Source organism: Nocardia wallacei (assembly GCF_029869545.1).
Classification (GTDB): Bacteria; Actinomycetota; Actinomycetes; order Mycobacteriales; family Mycobacteriaceae; genus Nocardia; species Nocardia wallacei_A.
This window is the reverse complement of sequence record NZ_JARWQD010000220.1, coordinates 1-22,717: the sequence shown is the minus strand read 5'-3', so window position 1 is coordinate 22,717 and position 22,717 is coordinate 1. Positions and strand designations below refer to the sequence as shown.

The following is a 22,717-nucleotide window of genomic DNA, read 5'->3' as shown; positions in this document are numbered from 1 at the left end:
GTACAGGGGTGCGGCCCGGACTCGCCCGTTAACCCTCACTGTGTCACGCTTGCGGTACCGTCGCGGGGTGCCCACCAGTGAAACCGTGACCGAGCAGGCGGATCGGCCAGGGGCGCCACTGCTGGCGCGGGTGACCACCGCACTGCGGCAGGGCGGGGCGTTCCTCGTGGTCGGCGCGATCGGCTTTCTGGTCGACGCCGGAACCTACAACCTGCTGGTCTTCTGGGGCGGCGAGGGCGTGCTGTATCACGCGCCGCTGCCCGCCAAGATCATCGCGATCGTGGTGGCGACCGTGGTCACCTACTTCGGCAACAAGTGGTGGACGTTCTCGCACAAGCAGGGCGGCAGCCCGGCCCGCGAATACGTGCTCTACGCGCTGTTCAACGTGGTCGCGATCGGACTGCAACTGGGCTGCCTGGGTTTCTCGCGGTATGTCCTGGAGCTGTCCTCGCCGCTGGCCGACAACGTCTCCGGCACGCTGATCGGCCAGATCGTGGCGGTGGTCTTCCGGTACTGGGCCTACGACAAGTTCGTGTTCACCGGGGAGAAGGCGGCCCGATCCGCCGCCGACGCGTGAGATGGAGATAATGGTGCCGCTCGCCCCCGGGCACGAGAGCGCGCATATTTCGGCGATTCCACGGCGCCGTCACAGCACACCAACACAAAAACACAAAGGGACCGCCTTATGGATCAGTCGGCTGGGCAGGCCGTGACCGCAACCGAGAACGACCGGCGTCTTGCCGATTCCGCTCCCGCCGCCTTGCGGGCCGACCACCAGGCCCCGGATCGGCTGGTGCTACAGCGGGGTGTCTTCGCCGGGCCCGCACCGAAGATCAGCGCCGAGATGTACGCGGTGGTCAAGGGCAAGGCCGTGCGCGAGCGGCTGGCGCTGCGGCTGGAGAAGGGCGCGACCGCGCACACCAACACCTACTTCGGCCGGTTCGCGGCCAGCTACTGGCAGCGCTGGACCACGGTGACCGAGGTCGAGGTCGCGATGACCCTCGAGGTCGCCGACCGGGCGCGAATTCGCCTGGCCGCCTCCGATATCGCGGGGCACCGCCGGATCATCGATACCGCGGACGTGCGCGCGGGTGGGAACGGGCGGGGCAACCGCGTGACGCTGCGCGCGCCGCTGGATCAGTACGTCGACGGCGGTGCCCTGTGGCTCGAATTCGACGCCGTCGGAGGCGAAGTCGCGATCGGCGAGCTGGAGTGGACCACTGCGGCTCCGGACCGGGTCCGGCCGGTGGCGATCGCGATCTGCACGTTCAACCGCGCCGAGGACTGCGCGCAGACGGTCTCCGCGCTGGCCTCCGATCCGACCGTCCTGGCCGCCATCGACGCGGTGTACGTGGTGGACCAGGGCACCGACCTGGTCGAGGATCGGCCGCTGTATCAGCAGACGCTGCCGAAGTTCGGGGACAAGCTGCGCTATCTGCGGCAGCCGAATCTCGGTGGGGCGGGCGGCTTTACGCGCGGGCTGTACGAGGTGTCGGCGGCCAACGAGCATGCCGACGTGATTCTGATGGACGACGACATCCTCTGCGAACCGGAAACGGTGTTGCGGCTCAACGCCTTTGCGAATATGACCGTCGAGCCGACCCTGGTGGGCGCGCAGATGCTGTTCCTGCTCAACCCCGACTATCTCAACGTCGGTGCGGAAGAGACGAAGCTGCCGATCCTGCGGCACGGCCAGAAGGTGCCGAAGGCGCTGCGCAACACCAGCATGCTCAAGCGCAATCAGGAGCGGCGGGTCGATGCCGGGTACAACGCCTGGTGGACCTGTCTGATCCCGGCCGAGGTGGTCGCCCGCATCGGCCTGCCGATCCCGATCTTCTTCCAGTGGGACGACGTCGAATACGGTTTGCGTGCCCGCGAGAACGGTTTCGTCACCGTCACGCTGCCGAATGCGGCGGTCTGGCATGCCGACTTCTACTGGAAGGATTTCGACGACTGGGCGCGCTACTTCTCCTCGCGCAACTCGCTCATCGTCTCCTCGCTGCATACCGACCTGGATCCGAAGGCCGTGACCCGCAGGCTGTTCCGGGAGATCAGCGAATATCTGGTGGGTATGCAATACGGGCTCGCGCATACCACGCTGCAGGGCATCGAGGATTTTCTGAAGGGTCCGCAGATGCTGGCCGACGGCGGTCAGGCCGCCTTGGCGGCCGCGCGCACCAGCCGCGGCGAGTACGGCGAGACGGTCAAGCATCCGGCCGCCACCGCGCCGATCCGCAATGCCGATATCGAGGTCCGGCGCGCCGGCGGCGAGCCGAGCCGCCCGGTGCTGGTGCTGATCAAGCGCGCCATCCAGCAGTGGACCGGCCGCATTCAGCCGGGCCTGAAGTCGGTCACCCGCGAGGACGCGCACTGGTGGCACATCGGCCTGTTCGACCACGTCGTGGTGACCGACGCCTCCCAATCCGGCGTGCGAATCCGCAAGCGCGACAAGGCCAAGGCCCGCGCCCTGCTCCTGCGCACCCTCCGCGTCCTGCGCCGCCTCCGCCGCGAACTCCCCACCCTGTCCCGCCGATACCGCGCCGCCATGCCGGACCTCACCAGCCGCGAGAACTGGGAACGCCTGTACGGCATCTCGAGCAGGGACTGACTCGCGGGCGCCTCAGCGGGACGGGGCGGTGAGCAGGGTGCGGGCGGCGTCGGCCACGTCGGATTCCAGCCAGGTGGGGAGGTCGCCGAAGCGGGCGTGGCGACGGAGGGTGGCGTTGGGGAGGTCGACGATGGCCCGGGCGACGCGGTCCATGGCGCGCTCGTCGTCGTTGCCCAGTAGCTCGCTGGTGACGCGGCGGAGCTGCTCGATGAGGGGCACGTTCATCCGGTCGAGTTGCTGGCGCAGTTCGGTTTCCGGTGCGCCGTCGAGCAGATCGCGGGGGCGCAGATTCAGCAGGAGTTTGGCGTCGTCGGGGAGGGTGCGGGCGAAGTCTATGGCGGCGACCGCCATGCCCACCGCCGCCTCCAGGGGATCCGGATCCTCGGCGGCCGCCAGCGCGCGGTTCTGAAAGCGTTCCACCGCGCGGATCCAGGTCGCGGAGAGCACGCCGTTGCGGTTGCCGAACCGGTGGTAGAGCGTGCCCACGGGGGCGCCGCTGGCCGCAGCGATGGCGGCCACGCTGGCAGCGCGCGGACCGTCCCGCAGCACCAGGGTGCGAGCTGCGTCGAGGATCACGTCGGTGTCGTGCTTGCGGGGTGGTGCCATGTACTAGTACGTTCCTTCTATATGGAGCGTCTGCCCTATATTGATCAATACTCCAGAATAGTCACCGCCGATCGGGAGCGGACATGGGCCGCGCTGCTGCGGTCCATGTGCCCCGATCCGAACGATCTGCGGGCCGGTTCGGCCGGTTTCGCCGTGGGCGAGGTGAATCCGCCGCGTCTGTTGACATTCGTAGGGCACCATCGGTTTTCGCGCTACGCGCTGGCGTTTTCGCTGACCGAGGCCGACTCCGGGCATACCGCCCTGACCGCCGAATCCCGGGCCGAATTCTCGGGTCCGGTCGGGCGTGTCTATCGGGCGCTGGTGATCGGCACCGGCGGGCATCGCGTGATGGTACGGCGACTGCTGCGCCGCATCGCGGCCGCGGCCGAGCGGAGCCCGGCATGATTCCGGGGCGGATCTGGGGCGCCACCCGGGACGAGATCGCGGCCGAACTGCCTTGTGACGACGAGCTTTCCGGCACCGTGACGGTGTGCGATCGGGCGGTGAGCGTGGATGCGCCGCACGGGCTGGTCTTCGCGTGGCTGTGTCAGCTGCGGGTGGCGCCATACAGCTACGACCTGCTCGACAATGTCGGTCGACGCAGTCCGCGGCAGCGCGATCGGCGGCTGACGGAACTCGAACCCGGCCAGCGCTTCATGGCCGGTTTCACCCTGATCGACTTCACGCCCGGTCGACAGCTCACGCTCCGGACCACCGGCGTCGCGGTCACCTACGCCGCCCACCCGGACGGCGATGGCTGCAGATTGCATGCGCGCGTGCGATTCCGGGGGCCCGCGTGGCTGCTCGCGCCGGTGGTGCTGGGGGACTTCGTGATGACGCGCAAGCAGCTGCTGACGCTGCGGGACCTGGCCGAGCGGGAGGCGGTGGCACCTCCTGCCCGGCCGATGATCGGTTGACTCGGCTCCGTCAGAAACCGGCCGAGCCGGACGGCGCCGGCGGTGGCTCGTTGTCGACCACCGCGCTCCGATAGTCGATGCTCACCACGTGATGCGGGATGGTCCGCCCCGGCTTGTACACCCGCGGCTGATCTTCCCAGGTGCCCGGCTTGTAGACCGGCGGTTTCGACTCGAGCTTCCCGTCCGGCCCGATCGTGGGCGGCTGCTGCTCCCAGGTCCCGGGGCTCAGGCGCCGGGGCTGGTCCTCCCAGGTCCCCGGCTCGGTCGTCGACCCGCAGAAGACATCCACCCGCGCCGCCTGCAAGCGCGGCCCGACATACTTCTCGACCGGGACCGACAGCCCGTCCGAACAGTGCGCGACGCCCTCGACCCGGTAGGTGTCATCCGTGTCGTTGCGACAGGTGAACCCCTCGCACGAGACGCCCGGAGCCAACTCCCGCGCCGCCGCCTGTGGTGCGAGCACCCCGACCGCCCCTGCGAACGCGGCGGCCAACCCGAGCCCGACCCTCAACCGCTGACCCATACGCCTACCAACTCCAATCGCCAACCCGACCCGAGCCCCAATCTACCGGCAAATCAAGCGACCGGTATGTGACCATGATCGCGCTGCCGAATCCGAAACCCCTTGCTATGCAATGCATTCGATTGCGGCTTCAGAGGAAGAGGTCGGTGGTGAGGGGGGCGTCGCCGGGGACTACGCGGTACTTGTCGAGGTCGGTGACGCCGTGGGCGGCCAGGACCTCGTCATCGATGAAGAAGTTGCCGGTGGTGTCCTTGGCGGGCGAGGTGAGTACCAGGTAGGCGGCGTCGGCGTAGATGTCGGGGGTGCGAGAGGTCTGGACCATCTCCTCGCCGCCGAGCAGGTTGCGGACCGCCGCGGTGGCGATGGTGGTGCGCGGCCACAGCGAGTTGACGCCGATGCCGTACTGGCGCAGCTCCTCGGCCAATCCCAAAGTGGTGAGCGACATTCCGTACTTGGCGATGGTGTAGCCGAGCGAGGAACCGGCCCACTTCGGATCCAGGTTCAGCGGCGGCGACAGGGTCAGGATGTGCGGGTCGCGCCCCAGATCGGCCGAGCGCTTCAGCGCGGGGATGCTCAGCTTGGACAGCAGGAAGCTGCCGCGACAGTTGATGTCCTGCATCAGGTCGTACTTCTTCATCGGCAGCAACTCGGTCGGCGACAGGTCGATCGCCGAGGCATTGTTGACCACCAGGTCGATGCCGCCGAAACGCTCCATGGTCTGCTGGACCGCCCGCGCCACCGCCTCGTCGTCGCGGACGTCGCCGACGAACTTCAGGACCGTGCCGCCGGCCTCCTCGAGTTCCGCCGCCGCGGTGTGGATGGTGCCGGGCAGCTTCGGATGTGGCTGATCGGTCTTCGCGATCAGCGTGATGTTGGCCCCGTCCGCGGCGGCCCGCTTGGCGATCTCCAGCCCGATGCCGCGGCTGCCGCCGGACATGATCATGGTCCGGCCCGCGAGCGGCTTCCCTGCTTCCGTCATACGCCTGCTCCAATCTCTGCGACGCCCCCGACTCGATCATCCCGGGCGGATGGCCGCCGGGGCCGGGTTCGGTCCGATTCGCACAGTAAGCGAGAGGTCCGCCGGTATGCAACCAGTTGCATAGTGAGGTTCGTGACGCAGTGTCAGGGGTCGTGTCAGGCCGGGATCAGGTCGGTATAAGGCTGGCTCGCGACAGTACTCACATGACGAGCACAGCGAACATCTCGAACAGCACGGCGAACGCCTGGAGCGGCATGGTGCCGGTCGACGACACGGCCCTGGCGGTCACCGACACCGGCGGGACCGGCCGTCCGATCATCTACCTGAACGGCGCCTACGCCGACCAGAAGCATTGGCGGCACGTGATCGCCGAACTCGGCCCCGAATACCGGCACATCACCTTCGACGAGCGGGCCCGCGGCAAATCGAAGACCTCGGCGGACTACTCGTTCGAGGCCGCGCTGCGCGACGTCGATGCCGTCCTCGCGGCGCGGGGAGTGGACCGGGCGCTGCTGGTGGGCTGGTCCTCGGCCTGACCGGCGAGGCGGGCCGGGAACGGATCCGCAAGCTGTTCCACCGGATGCGGTTCCTGCTGCCGGTGGTGCGCCCGTTCGGCCTGGCCGCGCGGATGAGCGCCGCCCAGCACGCCGAGGTCGGCATCGACGCGAACGAGTACGCCGCGGCCAGCGTGCCGATCCTCGAGCGCCTGACCTGCCCGGCCCGCTTCGTGCTGGCCACGGGCAACAGCCTGGGCAGCGAGGACGGGGAGATGGAGCGGGCGCGGACCTCTCTGGACCCGGTGCTCGCCCACAACCCGAACGTGAAGGTCGGCGCGAAGGTCGCGAGCAATCACTCCCACATCGTGCGCAAGGACTTTCGCGCCATCGCCGAGGCCGTCCGTGAGACGGCGGCCACCGTGGGCGAGGAGGTCTCGGCGGGCTGACGGGATGAGATCCGTTCGGCCACATGCTTGTGGGTATGCGAAACATCCGCTACCGGCCGCGCGATCGACGCTCGCGATAGGCCCAGCGTTGCGATTTCTCGACGTTCTTCCATTCCCGCTGGCGCTCCGCGCGCAGGCGGGCATCCGAACGCGCCGCCAGCCATTCGTTCTCGCGCTGGAGTTTGCGATAGCTGTCCCAGCGCCGCTGGGGCAGTGCGCCCGAGTCGAGGGCCGCCCGCACGGCGCATCCCGGTTCGGTGCGGTGCGTGCAGTCGGCGAAACGGCACTCCGCGGCGAAGGATTCGATATCGCTGAAGGTGCGCTCGAGCCCCTCGGTGGCGTCCCACAGCCCCACCGAGCGCAGGCCGGGGGTGTCGATGAGGGTGCCGCCGCCCGGTAGCGGCCGCAGTTCGCGATGCACCGTCGTATGCCGACCGCGTTTGTCCGCGGCGCGAACCTCGTTGGTGGCGAACACTTCCGCGCCGAGCAGCGCATTCGCCAGTGTCGACTTGCCCGCCCCGGAGGGGCCGATCAGGGCGACCGTGCCGTCCAGCACCGCGGTGAGCACATCCATGCCCAGCCCCGTGGTGGCGCTGACGGCCAGCGTCGTCGCCCCCGGCGCCACGGCGCGCACCTCGTCGAGCGGAATATCCACGGCCAGGTCGGCTTTCGACAGCACCACCACCGGCTGTGCTCCGGATTCCCAGGCCAGCGCCAACATTCGCTCGATGCGGCCCAGGTCGACATCGCCGTCGGCCGCGGTGCACACCAGGACCGTGTCGACGTTGGCGGCCAGGACCTGCGCCTCCGATCGGCCGGAGACCGAGGCGCGCACGATGGCGGTCTTGCGCGGGAGCAGTTGCCGCACAACGAGTTCTGTATCAATGGCGACCCAATCGCCGGTACACAGGCCGTTGACGTTGGTATCCGCCCGTGGGCAGCGCGCACGCGCGAGCCCCTCGGGTGTCGCGACGTCGCACTCGCTCCGATCCATCCGGATCACGCGGGCCGGGACCCAGCCGGTGTCGAGCAGCCGTGTGTACGCGGCAGATACGGCCGGATTCCAGCCGTAGGGAAGCAGACGGTCGTAATCGACCATGATGGAAAGCGTCCATTCGTCGGGCACCGCGCCCGGCGCGGGCTCAGTGCATCAAGGAGAGGGTGGAAGCGCATGCGGCGGCGCGGCTTTCGATATCCGGCCGCTGCCCGGCCGCGACAACCCGATAGTTGGCGTGCATGTCTTCCACCTCCTCGACCTTTCGACGATGCCGTCCGTTGTGGACGGGTACAACGATGACAGCAACCCCTCGCGGGGCGCAAGGTATTTTCGGGCTCTTACGGCGCGATCGCGATCAGTGCGATGTTGAGCAGGATCATCAGCACGGCGAACCCGAAGATCAGGTAGGTGAACAGGATGCCGGGTGTCGATTGCGGCACCGGGCCGATGGCGCCCCGGATGAACGCGATCGCGGGCGCCCGGTAGTAGACCCGGGTGCTCTGCCCCTCGGCCACCGGCACCATGGCCTCGGCAGGTCCCATATCCCACATCCAGCGGGTGCTCACCCGCACGTGGTGCTGGCCCGCACCGAGCGGAATATGGGTGGCACCCCACCGCGCGGCCGGGACCGGCTGCCCGTTGACGAGGATCGTCGGCCCGGTCAGGGCGAGCATGAAGGCCATCGGCGTGTAGGAGGTGTCCAGGACGATGCCCGGCGGCCCCGGCTCGGGCTGGAACTGCTGCGCCTGACCCGCACCGTAATTCCCCGCCTGATACGGATTGGCCTGCCCACCATAGGGATTGGCTGCCACACCCGGATACCCAGGAGCACCGTAAGCCTGCGCCCCAGGCGAACCCTGCTGCGGCACACCGTATCCGGGCTGCGCCGGATACCCCGGCGGCGCAAACCCGGGCACCGGCCCACCGTTCGGCTGCGGCGCACCGAAACCGGGCTGCACCGGACCGAAACCTGGTTGCTGCGACGCCGAAGCACCGTGCGGCTGCGGGGCGCCGGGAGCGGATTGCGTTGTTCCGGAGGCAGCCTGCTGCAGGTGCGGCGCCGAATTGTTGTACGGCTGCGCCAAACCAGGACCACCGAAGGCAGGCTGCGGGTGCGGCGCCGAACCGCTGTGTGGCTGGGGCGCGCCGGGGCCGGACGGAGCCGGGCCGAAGGCGGGCTGCTGCGCGTGCGGCGCTGAGGCGCTGTGGGGCTGCGCAGCCCCGTATCCAGGCTGCTGAGGCGGTGCGGCCGAGTTACCGCCCGGCTGTGGGGTGCCGGGCTTGAAGGCGATTGTTTCCGGGGCGGGGGTGCCGTTCGTTTGTGATGCGTCGGGGGGCTGGGGGATGCGCGGGGCCGATGCGCTGTGTGGTTGCGGCGCGGCGTGGGCGTCGGCTCCGGTGGGTGGCTGGGGAGCCGCGGGGTGCGGCGGTAGCCCGTTGTGCTGCCAGGGTTGTCCGTTGGGTGGTGGCCCGCCGTGGGGGTTACTCACACCCATACCTCCATATTCGAAAAAGCGCTGTTCTAACCGGGTTTGCGGAACTGCTCGCGCCGCCCCAGGCGCCGCAGTCGCAGCCATTCTCGCAGACCGGCCGGATCTCGTTGCTGCACAAGGAAGAACCAGGAGAACCGGGCCCATTCCTGCGGCAGCAGCTTACGCATTCCGGGCTGTGCCATCAGGTAGCCACGGTTGCGGTAGGTGAAGTAGCGCTTGACCGGATCGTCCGGGTACTGGGTGTGCATGCGCCCGCCCAGGATCGGCTTGAACTCGGCGGATCCGTTGGGGTGCAGGTACGCCGCCTGCAGACAGGTGCCGAACGGCAGCCCGGAACGCACCAGCCGGCGATGGATCTCGACCTCGTCGCCGCGCACGAACAGCCGCAGATCCGGCACGCCGATCACGTCGACGGCCGCGGCGGATACCAGCGCACCGTTGAACAGCGACGCGATCCCGGGCAGGAAGTCCTCGTCGCCGAGTTCGGAGCGCAGCCGCCGCCACACCACCCCGCGGCGCAGCGGGAAGGCCAGCCGGTCGGGGTCGTCGATATCGGCCACCACCGGGGAGACCTCCGAAAGGCCGTGCCGCCGAGCGCAATCCACGAGCGTCTCGAGCACCTCCGGACCCTCGGGGCGGCCGTCGTCGTCGGCCAGCCACACCCAGTCCGCTCCCAGCGACAGCGCGTGCAGGATGCCCAGCGCGAAGCCGCCCGCGCCGCCCAGGTTGTGCTCCGAACCGAGATAGGTGTGCTCGACCGGCTGCTGCCGCACCAGCTCACCGACCTCGGGCTCGTTCGCGTTGTCGACCACGATCAGGTGGTCGATCGGACGCGTCTGCGCGCACAGCACCTTCAGCGATTCGGCCAGCAGTTCCCGGCGTTTATGGGTGACGACGACCGCGACGATGCGGCTGCCGTCCCCCATCGGTTCGGACGACGCCGGCTGATCACTCATGTGGGATTCCGCTCCAGTTCCCGTTCTCGTTCCAGCTCGCGCAGAATTTGGGCGACATGGTCACCGGCCTCGGGCCCCTCGTAGGCCCGCACCACTTCCTCGATGTCGCCGCGCATCCGCATCCGGCCGTGGTCGATCCAGATCGCGGTGTCGCACAGCTGCGCCAGGAATTCGTTGGAATGGCTGCAAAATACCAGGATTCCGGAGCGAGCGACGAGATCGCGCAGGCGATTTCGCGCCTTCTTCATGAAATCGGCATCCACGGCGCCGATTCCCTCGTCCAACAGCAGGATCTCGGGGTCGATCGATGTCACCACACCCATCGCCAGCCGCACGCGCATACCGGTCGAATAGGTGCGCAGCGGCATGTTCAGATATTCACCGAGCTCGGTGAATTCGGCGATTTCGTCCACCTTGGCCATCATCTGCTTGCGCGTCTGCCCGAGGAACAGCCCGCGGATGATGATGTTCTCGTAGCCGGAGATCTCCGGATCCATGCCGACGCCGAGATCGAAGACCGGCGCCACCCGCCCGCGCACGCGCGCGCTGCCTCGCGTGGGTTCGTAGATCCCCGCCAGCAGGCGCAGCAGCGTCGATTTCCCGGCGCCGTTGTGACCGACCAGGCCGACCCGGTCGCCCTCCTTGAACGACATGGTGATCTCGCGCAGCGCCTCGACGACCACCACATCGGATTGATTGCGCCCGATCGCGCCGCCCGCCTTGCCCAGGACCGCCTTCTTCAGCGATCGCGACTTGGCGTCGAAGATCGGAAATTCCACCCAGGCGTCATGGGTTTCGATGCTTACGTGCTCGGTCATAACTGCCCTTTACACCCAGTACGGCACGCGGGAACGGAACCTCTTCCAGGCCATCAGCGCCACGCCCCAGCCGAGCACCGTGATCGCGAGCACCACGTACCAGCTCCGCACGTGGATCGGATCGCCCAGCAGCGGCGCGCGCACGATCTCCAGATAGTGATAGGTCGGCACCAGCTCGACCAGCCGCGCCCGCTCGCTGACCGCGCCGCCCTGATCGTGCAGCGACTTGGTCGTCCACATGACCGGCGTGAGCACGAACAGCATCAGCGTCATGCTGCTCAGGATCGGCGCGATATCGCGGTAGCGAGTGCTGAAGATGCCGAATGCGATCGACACCCACATCGCGTTCAGGAACAGCAGCACCATGCCCGGAATCGCGAGCAGCGCGGTCCACTGCAGATTTTTCCAGACGCCCATGCCCACCAGCAGGACCACATAGATGATCGCGTTGTGCGCGAAGAACAGGAACTGCCGCCACACCAGGCGATAGACGTGCACGCTCAGCGCCGACGGCAGCTGTTTGATCAGCCCCTCGTTGGCGATGAACACATCCGAGCCCTCGAGGATGCTGGCGTTGATGACGCCCCAGATGATCAGGCCGACCGTTACATACGGCAGGTAGGTCCACAGGTCCTGGCCGAGGATCGCCGCGTAGAGGATGCCCATCGCCGTCGCCTGCACGGCGGTGGCGATGGTGATCCAGAACGGGCCGAGCACCGACCGGCGGTAGCGCTGTTTGATGTCCTGCCAGCCCAGCGACAGCCACAGTTCACGCTGCGCGAAGCCGTCGCGCAGGTCCTTGAACGCACGTCCGAACGACTGGGAATCGGGCATCAGCGGTACCGGGGCTTCGGCCGGGCTCTGTTCGGCGGTCGCCGACTCGGCTGGGGCTGCTGCGGGCACAGTGACCGACTGTAGCGGTGCCCGTCGGGCCGCGCTGCGTGCGGTCCGTAAACCGCCGGGGCGGCCGGTTCGCAGACGTCGACCTCGCGGATGTTCAGAGATACTGCCCGCTGCCGCCCGTGGCCGAGCCGCCCTGCCCGCCCGGGGCGTGCATCCCCGGCGGCAGCGCGTGCCGCATTTGCTCGAGCTGCTGGCGCGCGGCCATCTGCTGGGCGAACAGCGCGGTCTGGATGCCGTGGAACAGCCCCTCCAGCCAGCCCACCAGCTGGGCCTGGGCGACGCGCAACTCGGCGTCGGACGGGACCGAATCCTCGCCGAACGGCAGCGCCAGCCGCTCCAGCTCGTCGCGCAGCTCCGGCGAGAGTCCCTGCTCCAGCTCGCGCACGGAGGTCTGGTGGATCTCCTTGAGACGGTTGCGGCTGGCGTCGTCGAGGGGCGCCGCCCGCACCTCCTCCAGGAGCTGTTTGATCATGGTGCCGATGCGCATCACCTTCGCGGGCTGTTCGACCATGTCGGCCAGCGATTCCTTGCTGTCGGGATCCTGCTCCGCGTCGGCCTCGCCTTCCCCGACCACCTGACCGGCGAGTGGCGCGTCACCCTGGCTGCCCGCCGGTATGACCATCGGCCGTCCTTCGGGGCCGATCACCACGATGGATTCCGGTGCTCCGTCCGAGTGCGTCATGATCTCCATCATGTCTTGTCCGCGCGCGATGTGCTAAGCGGGTGGGTACGCACTGTGGGTATGCCGGTTCGTGACCGGTCAGTATTCTGTTTCGGTCGTGTCCGCCTCGGCTGTGGTTCGGTGTGCTGAAAGTCGGTTGCCATGTCGCGTGATCTGCCAGCTGGTTACCCGCGTCGTCGCGGCGTGCCTGGTTACTGCCCGGCGGGAGCCGTCGACACGGTTACATCTACTCGCCTGCTGCCCTTAGAGTGGCCTGCATGACTTACGACGTCGCGAGGGTTCGGGGGTTGATACCGTCCCTGGGCGACGGCTGGATCCATCTCGACCCGCAGGCCGGCATGCTGGTCCCGGATTCGGTATCGCGCGCCGTGTCAACAGGTTTCCGCACTTCCGCATTCACCCACGGCAATCGGTACAGCGCCACCAGGCGCAGCGGGGCCATCCTGGATGCCGCCCGCGAGGCGGTGGCGGATCTGGTCGGCGGCGACCCGGCGGGCGTCGTCCTCGGTCCGGATCGCGCCGTGCTGCTGGCCTGGCTGGCCGAGTCGCTCAGTTCCCGGCTCGGGCTGGGCACCGGGATCGTGCTGTCGCGCCTGGACGACGAGGCCAACGTCGCGCCGTGGCTGCGCATCGCCAACCGCTATGGGGCCCATGTGCGTTGGGCCGAGGTGGAGATCGAGACCTGCGAGATGCCGGCGTGGCAGTTCGAGGAGCTGATCGGGCCCACCGCGCGTCTGGTCGCCTTGACGGCCGCGTCGCCGATCGTCGGTTCCGCACCGGCCGTGCGGGTTGCCGCGGACCGGGTGCATCAGGTCGGCGGTCTGCTGGTGGCCGACTGCTTCGGTGCCGCGCCGTACGCGCTGATCGACATCGACGAACTCAACGCCGATGTGGTGGCGCTGTCCGCGCCCGCCTGGGGCGGCCCGCAGATCGGTGCGCTGGTGTTCCGGGATCCGGCGTTCCTGGACCGGATTCCGTCGATGTCGCTGAATCCCTACGCCAAGGGCGCCGAGCGGCTGGAGGTCGGCCATCACCAGTACGCGCTGCTGGCCGGACTCACCACCTCGATCGACTACCTGGCCGGGCTGGACGAGCAGGCGACGGGTACTCGCCGGGAGCGGCTGGAGATGTCGATCACCTCGCTGCAGGACTACCACGACCAGCTGTTCGAGCATCTGATGGAGGTGCTGGACCGCATCCCGAACCTGACCGTCATCGGCCGCGCCTCCACCCGCATCCCGACGGTGAGCTTCACCATCGAGGGCATGCAGGCCGAGAAGGTCTCCGCGAAGCTGGCCGACCATCACGTCGGCACGCTCAGCGGCGTGCACGGCGGCAGCCGCCTGCTCGACGCCCTGGGCGTCAACGACGAGGGCGGCGCGGTCACCATCGGATTGGCCCCGTACACAACGACGTTCGAGATCGACCAGCTCGGCCGCGCCCTCGCCGCCCTGGACTAGCGGCCCGGCCCACTGTCGCCGAGGCGCACCGCGCGTCGCACCCCTTGCGTGTTCCCGCACCAGTTGCGTGGCCTTGTAGGCGGTGCGTGAACATGCAGGGGGTGCGGCGATATTCGGCGCGCGGTATGGCGGCCGCGCTCAGGCTTCGCGGATGCGAAGCACGACCTTGCCGACGGTTTCGGGGGAGTCGAGTAGGCGGTGGGCCTCGGCGGCCTCGGTGACGGGGAGTTCGGCGTGCACGATCGGAACCACGGCGCCGTCGGCGATCTGCGGCCACAGGTGGCGGCGCACCTCGGCGATGATCTCGGCCTTGCTGGAGCGTCCGGTGGCCGGGCGGCGGCGCAGGTTGGTGGCGTGGATGGTGCCGCGCTTACCCAGCAGGCTCGCCACATTCAGCTCGCCCTGCACCCCGCCCTGCATGCCGATGATGCACAGCTGGCCGTCCTCGGCGAGCGCATCGACATTGCGCGGCAGATAGGCCGCGCCCATATTGTCGAGAATGATGTCGGCGCCGCCGAATTCGCCCACCGCGGCGACGAAATCCTCGTCGCGATAGTTGATCAGAATGCTCGCGCCCAATTCCTTACAGCGGTCGAGCTTGAGCTGCGAGCCCGCGGTGACCGCGACCCGCGCGCCGCGGCTCACCGCCACCTGGATCGCGTGCGTCCCGATCCCGCTGCCGCCGCCGTGGATCAACAGCAGCTGCCCGGAGTGCAGCCCGGCCCGCATGACCAGGTTCGACCAGACGGTCGCCGCGACCTCGGGCAGGGCCGCCGCGGCGGCGAGATCCAGACCCTCCGGAACCGGCAGCACCTGGACCGCGGGTACCACGACCCGCTCGGCATAGCCGCCGCCGGACAGCAGCGCGCACACGCGGTCGCCGGGCCGGTAGTCACGCACGCCCTCGCCGACCGCCGCGACCACGCCCGAGCATTCGAGCCCGAGGGTCTCGCTGGCGCCGGGCGGAGGTGGGTAGAAGCCCTTGCGCTGCAAAAGATCCGCGCGATTGACCCCTGCCGCCACGACATCGATGGATACCTCGCCGGGCCCGGGTTCCGGCAGGTCCGGCACCTCCGCCCAGCGCATCACCTCGGGCTCACCGAATTCCTCGAGCGTCACCGCATACATACCCGCGACCTTACGACGCGGGAGATCGGCTACCGCAGGCCCCTGGCCTCCTGCTCGGCGGTGTCGGCGTCGACGCCCTTGGCCATCTTGCCCAGCGCCTCGTGCAGCTCGTCGGCGGTCATCTCCGCCGTGCCCCGGATTCCGGCCGCCTCGCCCCGGCGGCGCAGCTCGCGCAGCGCGTCGTCTTCGGTCATGTCACACCCCCTTTCCGCATCACCCCGCCGAATACCCGATCCGGGCCGGGGCGATTCCTCTAGCGTTCCTGGCATGAGCAGCTTCGCCGACTTCCAGAACGAGATCTATCTGGCCGGGCTCGCCGGTGTGCAACCCGAGTTACCGATGACCGCAGCCGGTTTGGCGCAGCGCGCGCGGGAGGTGCTGGACCCGGAGGCGTTCGCCTACGTGGCGGGCAGCGCGTCGGGCGAGCGGACCGCGGCGGCGAACGAGGCGGCGTTCGACCGGTACCGGCTGATCCCGCGGATGTGGCGCGGTGCCAGCGGGCCGGGTGTGCGCGACCTGTCGGTGGAGGTGCTGGGCACCCGGCTGTCCGCGCCGGTGCTGACCGCCCCGGTCGGCGTGCTGGAGCTGCTGCACGAGCGCGGCGAGGTGGTGGTCGCCGAGGTGACCCGCGAGCTGGGCATCGGCACGGTGCTGTCCACGGCGGCGTCCACCCCGATGGAGGAGGTGGGCGCGGCGGCCGGTGCGTGGTGGTATCAGCTGTACTGGCCCGGCGACGACGACCTGGCCCGCTCGCTGGTCGACCGCGCCGCGAAATCGGGTGCGCAGGCGATCGTTGTCACCGTCGACACCCCGAGCCTGGGCTGGCGGCCCCGCGACCTCGAGCTGGCGCATCTACCGTTCCTGCGCGCCAAGGGCATCGCAAACTACCTGTCCGACCCCGTCTTTCGCGCCAAGCTGCCCACCCCGCCGGAGGAGAGCGAGGAGGCGATGCAGTTGGCGGTGCTGACCTGGAGCGGTGTGTTCGGCAATCACACCCTGCGCCCCGCCGACATCGCCCGGCTGCGGGAATGGACCGAGCTGCCGATCGCGGTGAAGGGCGTACTGCATCCCGACGACGCCCGTCAGCTGGTCGACGCGGGTGCGGACGCGGTGGTGGTCAGCAATCACGGCGGCCGCCAGGTCGACGGTTCCATTGCCGCGCTGGACGCCCTGACGGCGGTCGTCGCCACCGTCGGCGACCGCGCCGACGTCCTGTTCGACTCCGGGATCCGCACCGGATCGGACGTGATGGTGGCGCTGTCGCTGGGCGCCAAGGCCGTGCTGTACGGGCGGCCGTGGGCCTACGGCCTGGGGATCGCCGGAGCGGACGGGGTGCGGCACGCGCTGCGGCTGCTGCTGGCGGATCTCGATGCGTCGATGGGACTTTCGGGCTGCGCCGAGATCGCCGACCTCGACCGAGCCATGCTGTCGACGGCGCGCTGACCAGCCGACCCTCGGTTCGACGGCGGCTAATAGAATGTCCGCATGGCTTTCGAACCGAGCGGTCGCACGGCACCGGAGCCGAGGTGGCTCAGCTCGGCTCAACAGCGGGCCTGGCGCGCCTATATGGACGGCGGCCAGCGCCTGCTCGCGGAACTGAACCGGCAGCTGCAGCGCGACAGCGACCTCAGCCTCGCCGAATACCGGATCCTGGTGCTGCTCTCCGAGGCCCCCGACCACTCGCTGCGGATGAGCGATCTGGCCGACGGCGTGCTGTCGTCGAGAAGTCGTCTCACACACCAGGTCCGGCGCATGGAGGAACAGGGCATGGTCCGCCGCACCAGCGCCGAGGAGGACGGCCGCGGCGTCCGAGCCCACCTCACCGAGGAAGGCATGCGCCGCCTCCGCGCCGCCGCCCCCGGCCACGTCAACGCCGTCCGCCGCGACTTCATAGACCTCCTCACCCCCGAGCAACTCGCGGTGATCGGCGAGGTCTTCGAACAGGTGGACAAGGAAATCAGTGCCCGGGGGAACCGGTGAACTCCTCGAACCTCCACCTTCCTGCTCGCGGTCTGCACAACACGAAAGTGACTAGATGAAGTCGGGGGTCCCTCCATTAGCCCTGCAGTCTGCGGCGAACTGGTCGACTTTGTGGTAGCGCACGAGGTACCTGCTGTCGTCGAATTTGTCGTACGACAGTTGCCCAGTGGCGTTGTGGCAGTATGCGATCAAGCCATTAGGTTGCGCGGGCTGCGCGGCGGTGTTGGATGCGGTCGCAATCAGTCCCGCTGCCGCGATCAAGGCCGAACCGAGGACTCCCAGGCGTGAACGCATGATTCTCCGATCTCTGCACCATCGCTGACCTGGTCCATTGTCGCCGTCCAGCCCCGGAAATCAGGGCAGGGCCGCTCAACGGGGCGGGTCGTACGGAGTGGCGTGTCCCCGCATCTGTCGCGCGAATCGCGCGCGTATCACACAATTCGCAGGACGGACCTAGCTGATTCGTCTGCTTGTTCCCCAAGTCGACGGGAATCTGCATCCAAGTGGTGATGACGAAGGTCAACGCCGTATCCATGGTTGCCACGACATGGCCACATAGACATCGTGCGTGTACCCATCGTGACCATCTACCTGCGGTGGGTGTGGGATTTGAACCCACGGTGCGTGAACCACGACGGTTTTCAAGGTCGTCTGGCGTGGCATTTGGGTGGTTTGTGCTGGTTTGGGTGGCGTTGGGTGCGTGAGCCGACCAGGCAACTCGGTTGCTGGTTACGTTGGTGAGATTGGTTGCGTCGGAGGCTGCTGCGGGCCGGTTGCGGGCCCAGTGGCCTCCTGCGGCCATTTCCCTGAAGCGTGCGAGGCTGTGGAGGCGGCATGCCGATCTGCTCGCCGCCTGATCGCCTCGATACGACGACGGGGGCAGCCCGCCTGGGCAGCAGGGCCGGCGCTGGTCCGGCTGCTTGGTACTTCACCCATGGTTTCCGCGGGTTCGTGGCACGGTATGCATGTTCGGCAGCGGTCAGAGAGACCCGGTTCGCAGGTGCCGCCGCGCTGGCTGGAGGCCCTTCGTTGAGTGGTCAGCCGGGGCTGGCCCGGCTGTGGAACCAGAGGCATTTATCCTCCGCAGAGGTCGCGGGTGTGGCGTTCGAAGCCAGCGCCTGAGACCACGGTAGCTGGGGTGCAACGGATGAGTTAACCGAGATGAGATAGATGCCCTCGAACTTGTGGGATGATCTCTGTGTGTCGAAGCCTGGTACCACGAACAAGAAACCTACTGTTGCGGGCCTGTTTGCAGGCATCGGCGGTCTTGAGCTCGGGTTGCAGTCAGCTGGGTTTGAAGCTGAGCTGCTTTGTGAGTGGTGGGAACCAGCACAAGCTGTGCTGCAGCAGCAGTTTCCTGATGTTCCGCTACATGACGATATCCGGACGTTGAAGCAAAAATTTGGACGCCTACCAGACGTCGACGTGGTCACTGCAGGATTTCCCTGCACTGACTTATCGCAAGCTGGCAGAACTGCAGGTATACACGGAAAAGCCTCAGGGCTCGTCAAGCATATGTTTGATCTCCTTGAGGAGACCACGCCGGGCTGGGTAGTTGTTGAAAACGTTCGCAACATGCTTGTTCTCGACGGTGGTCGAGCGATGGAGTACCTCGTAAGTGAATTTGAGCGACTTAATTACCGATGGGCCTATAGAACGGTTGATTCCCGATTCACCGGTATCCCGCAACGTCGCCAAAGGGTCATATTCGTTGCATCTCAAGAGGCGGACCCGCGTGAGGTGCTGTTTGCCGATGATGCAGGCAAGCCGTTAGAAGACCACTATCGGGATGATGCGTTTGGGTTCTACTGGACCGAAGGAAATACCGGATTGGGTTGGGCTCAGGATGCAGTGCCGACCCTTAAGGGCGGATCAGGTCTCGGCATACCTTCCTCACCAGCTATATGGATCAGAAACTCTCCTCCTGGACGAGCGATTGTGACACCTCGTATCACTGACGCCGAGCAGCTTCAGGGGTTCCCGCGTGGCTGGACCAGTTCAGTCGAGAAATCTGCGCGCCCAGGTGTCAGATGGAAGCTTGTCGGCAATGCTGTGACTGTGGGTGTGTCTTCATGGCTAGGTAAACGTTTGATAGCTCCTGGCGAATTCGAAGTACCGCAGATCCTGCTGATGAAGGGTATGCGGTGGCCGACCGCGGCGTGTGGTGATGAAACTGGTCGTTGGGAAGTACCGATCAGTCTCTGGCCTGAACGGCGCCCCTACAAACATATCCTGGAGGTGGTGGAACACGACGAGTTAGCACCCTTAAGCCTGCGCGCTACTGCGGGATTCTACAGCCGCCTGGTCAAGAGCAAACTGCGCTACAGGGAAGACTTTGCGCTGTCGCTGAAGCAGCATATTGACTGGTGGGAGAACGGCCAAACCGAGTAGCTTTGGGATTTCTTGTGTATCCAAAGCGAACGCGTTAGAAATTAGAGTACACCGAAATGGCAAATGTAGATGAAATAGCTCGGATCTCAGCAGCGTTGAACGGTGTCAAGCACAGTTCGACCAGCACAAAGAAGTACATGCCTCTAGAAGCTGTAGTTGCAGGAGCCTTGAATGTTGCGCCCGATCTCGTATATGCAGCTAATCTGAGCAAATCAGGCAATATTAGCGTGCGTTTCGAGCAATCAGACCGAGTGGATAAAGCAGAAGTTCTAGTCGGCATTATTCTAGCCCGCAACACTGATCCCAATATGGTAGGTGCTGCGTGCGCTTTTGTTGAGAAGGATGGTCGGTTGCTTCTGCTTCTGAAGCAGAGTATAACTGACGATGTAGAACTTTGGAATTTTGAGATGGGTCTCGTGCCCGACAATGATTCTGATGCGATGGAACGAGCTTTGGTGCTCAGTTCAAAAGTGAACGAATTTGCCGTCAGGAATATCGACGGGTCAAATTCTAAGCGTGCTGCCAGAATTCGATCGTCGCGACTAGATGGACTTCTGGACCAGATTACTGGCGCGGGTGTCAGCCCGGACGAATTTGGTCGAGCTTTGGCGGGCCGTTCCGATATTGCGTCGGTAATAAGTGCGATAGTTTCCACAGAGTCGGGATTGCATGTTGCGGAGTCTGCCATTCTTGAACAGCGGCGACGGCTTATTTCGCGCCTCAAAATTCTGGTAGAGACTTCGAGGGCTACCGAAACGGAAATTCACTCCGAAATCGGCGGTAATTATTGGATATTCGGTGGCAGGTATATTGGGGTGGCGCCGAGAAAAGATCTGGTCAAGCTGGATCAGCATGACATTCCTCTCGTATGTTCCGATAGTTCACTACACATAGTGGAGCTGAAAGGGCCGTGCATACCGAAGCTGATACGCCGTCATAGGAATCATTTTATAGTCGGCAATGAGGTGCACGAAGCTGTCAGCCAGACAGTGAATTACCTGCGTAGTCTTGATGAGCAGGGTCTGGGCATGGAAACAAACTGGCTCAATGAGTTTGGCTTTACGATCGATCTGCGGCGCACCAAAGCCACAGTCGTTATTGGTCATCCGCAGCACCTTCAGGATGCTGAAATAACTCCCCGTCAGATCGATCAGACTTTGCGCACTTACAATTCACACCTGTCGAGGATTGAGGTGTTGACATATTCCGACATCCTTGATGCTGCTGATCGAGCGCTCCGATTCGAGGCTACTGATGATTCGGACGCAGAAGTTCGTATCGCACAACCTTGACCCGTAATCTCCTTAAGACTAGCCCCCTGTTTCTATATCTAACATCGGTTGCATTGTGCTCAGCTATGGCCCTCGCCACACAGTTGTGACCACTTTTGACGTCCTCTCCGAGAGGCCCTCTTGGTGAGAAGGTAGGACGACCAAGTTGGGGCGGGTGCTGCTCGCGGCAGGTTGTCCGGCACCCTTGTGCGGTGTCATTGTAAGTCCAAACATGTAAACCGTAAGCGCTTCGACGGGCAGTCCGAACTCGTAGGCAATCTTCCGTATCGACATTCCTTCTGTGCGGAGAGCGCCGACCACTTTTCCAATAACTTGTGATCGTTCATGAACAAGTGTCGAACCTGGCTCCGAGGTTCGAAAGCCTCTCTTGCTCAATTCGACGCAGGCTGAGCGGTACGTCCAGTCTGTTAGTAATTCAAGCGCATGCAGTCGATGTGTGAGAGCCATTGCGGCAACCTTCCATCGAGATTTAGCGCGGATAATTTGATCTACGGTAGCACCACGCAGCCTGGCCGCATATATGCTGTCTTGCGGCATTAGGAACGCACTCGCAAAACGGTTTGCCTCGGCTTCCGCTTCCTTGCCGTGAGGAATGCCGTACTCCCCATGTAGACACAAATGTCCGAGCTCATGAGCGGCATCGAAACGCAAGCGCTCGGCTGTCTTGCTGGTATCCAGAAACATGTACGGAGTGCCACAATGGTAGAAGCTAAATGCATCTACGTCTCTAAAGTCGGGTGCCATGCTCAGGATCCGGATTCCGTGCAACTCTAGGACTGGTAATAGATTCCGGATCGGACCCGTACCTAATTGCCATCGTGTCCGGACAGTGTCAGCTGCTAGCTCGGGGTCCCAGCCGACCAAAGTGGGTACGCTATTTTCTGGTAGCGAGAACCTTTTCTCTATCCAGCGGAAGATGGAGATGCCCTGTTCTCCAGCGCTGATTGCGCGATCGCGCTCACGAGCACTAAGTTTGGTGAGAGCGCGGAAGCTGACCGCCCCGGTCGGAACTGTATCAAGTTCATCGAGCCCGAAATATTCAGGCAAGACCCGCAGCGCTTCGGCAAGTTGGATTTTACGGTCCGGTCCAGGTTCCTCCTCGCCGGCTTCCCAACGACGTATGGTTCGCTCGGTAAGGCTGAGTTCGCGAGCTAGCTGGGTGCGTGTCATGCCCTGGCGTCGACGAGCGAAGGTGAGCCGTGGTGGTACAAACTGTGCGTCGCTAGTGGTCATCGCTTCTTGACCGGTACTTCCACTGCTCCTGTACCTCCGTCGTCCTCGTCGTCCTCGTCGATCACGATATCGGTCTTCAGGCTGAACGGCTCAAGGATGATCCGTTCGATCCACATGCGTGGATACCCACTTGCATCCAAGAAGCCCGGTCGGCTGAGCTCAAGGCGAAGTTCCTCCTCGACCTGCCGATATAGGAGGTACCACAGGTTCCACTTACCAATCACGGCCGGGGCGGCTGGGAAGCTGTCGTCAAGGGCCTCAAATCCAGCTTCGACGTAGCGGTCTGCGTTCGCGAACGCTCGGGGGCCCTTGTCCCACTCCGTCGTCAGATCTCGTTGTCCGTTAACCATGCCGGTGAACACGTTCCCGCGTGCGAACACGATTGCCAGCCGCTTTTGGTCATTCGCGGTGCGGGCGACGCCGTCATCCTGTGGCATCTCCCATCCTGTCTTTGGCAGCAGAACCTGGCGTAGTCCGGTGACTCCCTCGTCATACATCCGACGACCTCGGGCGCCGGGGGGAGCGAGGGGGCTTACGCCCTCGGCGGCAATGACTGCGGGGTAGATGACTCGCTGATAGATCTCCTCCTCCGACAAGTCGAATCGCGTCAAGGGGTCTGGAACCGGCTGGGACAGCAGCGTTTGATGCAGGACAGCCACGGGATTCGCCTCTCCGAAGATCGATGTCCAGAAATGTTACCTCAAAGGAGGTTAAGAAAGTGGACATGTGCAGTAGTGGGTAGGGGGGGGGGGGGGGGGGGGGGGGGGGGGGGGGGGGGGGGGGGGGGGGGGGCGCAGGCGCCGCCGCC

Annotated in this window: 24 protein-coding genes; 11 read left to right on the top strand and 13 right to left on the bottom strand. The window is 65.7% G+C overall.

Going from position 1 to position 22,717, the window contains the following annotated elements:
* Nucleotides 1–67 precede the first annotated feature (67 nt).
* Both QH290_RS18815 and QH290_RS18810 read left to right on the top strand, forming a co-directional pair.
* Nucleotides 68–577 (top strand): GtrA family protein, encoded by a 510-nt coding sequence (locus QH290_RS18815; RefSeq protein ID WP_280384248.1) that lies wholly within the window; start codon nucleotides 68–70, stop codon nucleotides 575–577.
* Nucleotides 578–685: 108 nt separating this feature from the next.
* Nucleotides 686–2,608, top strand: coding sequence for a glycosyltransferase (locus QH290_RS18810; protein ID WP_280267489.1), 1,923 nt, complete (start codon nucleotides 686–688; stop codon nucleotides 2,606–2,608).
* A 12-nt stretch (nucleotides 2,609–2,620) separates the two neighbouring features.
* Here the strand turns inward: QH290_RS18810 and QH290_RS18805 are convergent, their stop codons facing one another.
* Nucleotides 2,621–3,214 carry a TetR/AcrR family transcriptional regulator gene (locus tag QH290_RS18805; protein ID WP_280267488.1) on the bottom strand — a complete coding sequence of 198 codons (594 nt, stop codon included), beginning with the start codon at nucleotides 3,212–3,214 and terminating at the stop codon, nucleotides 2,621–2,623.
* A gap of 21 nt (nucleotides 3,215–3,235) precedes the next feature.
* Here QH290_RS18805 and QH290_RS18800 point away from each other — a divergent pair, with 21 nt between their 5' ends.
* Both QH290_RS18800 and QH290_RS18795 read left to right on the top strand, forming a co-directional pair.
* Nucleotides 3,236–3,619 carry a hypothetical protein gene (locus QH290_RS18800; RefSeq protein WP_280267487.1) on the top strand — a complete coding sequence of 128 codons (384 nt, stop codon included), beginning with the start codon at nucleotides 3,236–3,238 and terminating at the stop codon, nucleotides 3,617–3,619.
* Nucleotides 3,616–4,131, top strand: a complete 516-nt coding sequence (locus QH290_RS18795) for an SRPBCC family protein (protein WP_280267486.1) — start codon at nucleotides 3,616–3,618, stop codon at nucleotides 4,129–4,131. Before QH290_RS18800 ends, QH290_RS18795 begins: the two co-directional genes overlap by 4 nt.
* A 10-nt stretch (nucleotides 4,132–4,141) precedes the next feature.
* Here the strand turns inward: QH290_RS18795 and QH290_RS18790 are convergent, their stop codons facing one another.
* Nucleotides 4,142–4,654 (bottom strand): hypothetical protein, encoded by a 513-nt coding sequence (locus tag QH290_RS18790; RefSeq protein ID WP_280384246.1) that lies wholly within the window; start codon nucleotides 4,652–4,654, stop codon nucleotides 4,142–4,144.
* A 130-nt stretch (nucleotides 4,655–4,784) separates the two neighbouring features.
* Nucleotides 4,785–5,633, bottom strand: coding sequence for an SDR family oxidoreductase (locus QH290_RS18785; RefSeq protein ID WP_280267484.1), 849 nt, complete (start codon nucleotides 5,631–5,633; stop codon nucleotides 4,785–4,787).
* A gap of 203 nt (nucleotides 5,634–5,836) precedes the next feature.
* Between QH290_RS18785 and QH290_RS18780 the strand changes: the two genes are divergently transcribed.
* The gene (locus tag QH290_RS18780; RefSeq protein WP_280384244.1) at nucleotides 5,837–6,169 is read left to right on the top strand and encodes an alpha/beta fold hydrolase; all 333 of its coding nucleotides are present in this window, start codon (nucleotides 5,837–5,839) and stop codon (nucleotides 6,167–6,169) included.
* A 44-nt stretch (nucleotides 6,170–6,213) separates the two neighbouring features.
* On the top strand, nucleotides 6,214–6,576 hold the full coding sequence (locus tag QH290_RS18775; protein ID WP_280384242.1) for a hypothetical protein: 363 nt from the start codon (nucleotides 6,214–6,216) through the stop codon (nucleotides 6,574–6,576).
* Between the two features lie 49 nt (nucleotides 6,577–6,625).
* Here the strand turns inward: QH290_RS18775 and rsgA are convergent, their stop codons facing one another.
* From rsgA to QH290_RS18745, 6 genes are all read right to left on the bottom strand, one after another.
* Nucleotides 6,626–7,675, bottom strand: coding sequence for a ribosome small subunit-dependent GTPase A (gene rsgA, locus QH290_RS18770; RefSeq protein WP_280384240.1), 1,050 nt, complete (start codon nucleotides 7,673–7,675; stop codon nucleotides 6,626–6,628).
* A 236-nt stretch (nucleotides 7,676–7,911) separates the two neighbouring features.
* The gene (locus tag QH290_RS18765; protein ID WP_280267480.1) at nucleotides 7,912–8,385 is read right to left on the bottom strand and encodes a hypothetical protein; all 474 of its coding nucleotides are present in this window, start codon (nucleotides 8,383–8,385) and stop codon (nucleotides 7,912–7,914) included.
* A 710-nt stretch (nucleotides 8,386–9,095) separates the two neighbouring features.
* The gene (glfT1, locus tag QH290_RS18760; RefSeq protein ID WP_280267479.1) at nucleotides 9,096–10,022 is read right to left on the bottom strand and encodes a galactofuranosyltransferase GlfT1; all 927 of its coding nucleotides are present in this window, start codon (nucleotides 10,020–10,022) and stop codon (nucleotides 9,096–9,098) included.
* A complete protein-coding gene (wzt, locus tag QH290_RS18755; protein WP_068022747.1) occupies nucleotides 10,019–10,840 on the bottom strand; it encodes a galactan export ABC transporter ATP-binding subunit Wzt/RfbE in 822 nt (273 codons plus the stop codon). The genes glfT1 and wzt overlap by 4 nt, the downstream gene beginning before the upstream one ends.
* Before the next feature lie 9 nt (nucleotides 10,841–10,849).
* Entirely contained in the window at nucleotides 10,850–11,674 is an 825-nt protein-coding gene (wzm, locus tag QH290_RS18750; RefSeq protein WP_280267499.1) for a galactan export ABC transporter permease subunit Wzm/RfbD, read from the bottom strand.
* 163 nt (nucleotides 11,675–11,837) lie between these two features.
* Nucleotides 11,838–12,425 (bottom strand): bacterial proteasome activator family protein, encoded by a 588-nt coding sequence (locus QH290_RS18745; protein ID WP_280267478.1) that lies wholly within the window; start codon nucleotides 12,423–12,425, stop codon nucleotides 11,838–11,840.
* A 257-nt stretch (nucleotides 12,426–12,682) separates the two neighbouring features.
* Between QH290_RS18745 and QH290_RS18740 the strand changes: the two genes are divergently transcribed.
* Complete coding sequence (locus tag QH290_RS18740) at nucleotides 12,683–13,885, top strand: cysteine desulfurase-like protein (RefSeq protein WP_280267477.1); 1,203 nt, start codon at nucleotides 12,683–12,685, stop codon at nucleotides 13,883–13,885.
* Nucleotides 13,886–14,023: 138 nt separating this feature from the next.
* Here QH290_RS18740 and QH290_RS18735 read toward each other — a convergent pair whose 3' ends face one another.
* Nucleotides 14,024–15,013: an NAD(P)H-quinone oxidoreductase gene (locus QH290_RS18735; RefSeq protein WP_280267476.1), complete on the bottom strand. Its 990-nt coding sequence runs from the start codon at nucleotides 15,011–15,013 to the stop codon at nucleotides 14,024–14,026.
* 29 nt (nucleotides 15,014–15,042) lie between these two features.
* On the bottom strand, nucleotides 15,043–15,207 hold the full coding sequence (locus QH290_RS18730; protein WP_280384238.1) for a hypothetical protein: 165 nt from the start codon (nucleotides 15,205–15,207) through the stop codon (nucleotides 15,043–15,045).
* A 73-nt stretch (nucleotides 15,208–15,280) separates the two neighbouring features.
* On the opposite strand from QH290_RS18730, the gene QH290_RS18725 reads away from it, so the two are divergent.
* The 4 genes from QH290_RS18725 to QH290_RS18710 all read left to right on the top strand — a co-directional run bounded on the left by QH290_RS18725 (nucleotide 15,281) and on the right by QH290_RS18710 (nucleotide 20,676).
* Complete coding sequence (locus tag QH290_RS18725; RefSeq protein ID WP_280384236.1) at nucleotides 15,281–16,456, top strand: alpha-hydroxy-acid oxidizing protein; 1,176 nt, start codon at nucleotides 15,281–15,283, stop codon at nucleotides 16,454–16,456.
* A 42-nt stretch (nucleotides 16,457–16,498) separates the two neighbouring features.
* Entirely contained in the window at nucleotides 16,499–16,993 is a 495-nt protein-coding gene (locus QH290_RS18720; RefSeq protein WP_280384234.1) for a MarR family winged helix-turn-helix transcriptional regulator, read from the top strand.
* A 1,200-nt stretch (nucleotides 16,994–18,193) separates the two neighbouring features.
* The gene (locus QH290_RS18715) at nucleotides 18,194–19,384 is read left to right on the top strand and encodes a DNA cytosine methyltransferase (RefSeq protein ID WP_280384232.1); all 1,191 of its coding nucleotides are present in this window, start codon (nucleotides 18,194–18,196) and stop codon (nucleotides 19,382–19,384) included.
* Between the two features lie 56 nt (nucleotides 19,385–19,440).
* Entirely contained in the window at nucleotides 19,441–20,676 is a 1,236-nt protein-coding gene (locus QH290_RS18710) for a Shedu anti-phage system protein SduA domain-containing protein (protein ID WP_280384230.1), read from the top strand.
* Nucleotides 20,677–20,739: 63 nt separating this feature from the next.
* Here QH290_RS18710 and QH290_RS18705 read toward each other — a convergent pair whose 3' ends face one another.
* Both QH290_RS18705 and QH290_RS18700 read right to left on the bottom strand, forming a co-directional pair.
* Nucleotides 20,740–21,909 carry an XRE family transcriptional regulator gene (locus QH290_RS18705; protein ID WP_280384228.1) on the bottom strand — a complete coding sequence of 390 codons (1,170 nt, stop codon included), beginning with the start codon at nucleotides 21,907–21,909 and terminating at the stop codon, nucleotides 20,740–20,742.
* A complete protein-coding gene (locus QH290_RS18700) occupies nucleotides 21,906–22,568 on the bottom strand; it encodes a hypothetical protein (RefSeq protein ID WP_280384227.1) in 663 nt (220 codons plus the stop codon). Before QH290_RS18700 ends, QH290_RS18705 begins: the two co-directional genes overlap by 4 nt.
* Between the last annotated feature and the right edge of the window lie 149 nt (nucleotides 22,569–22,717).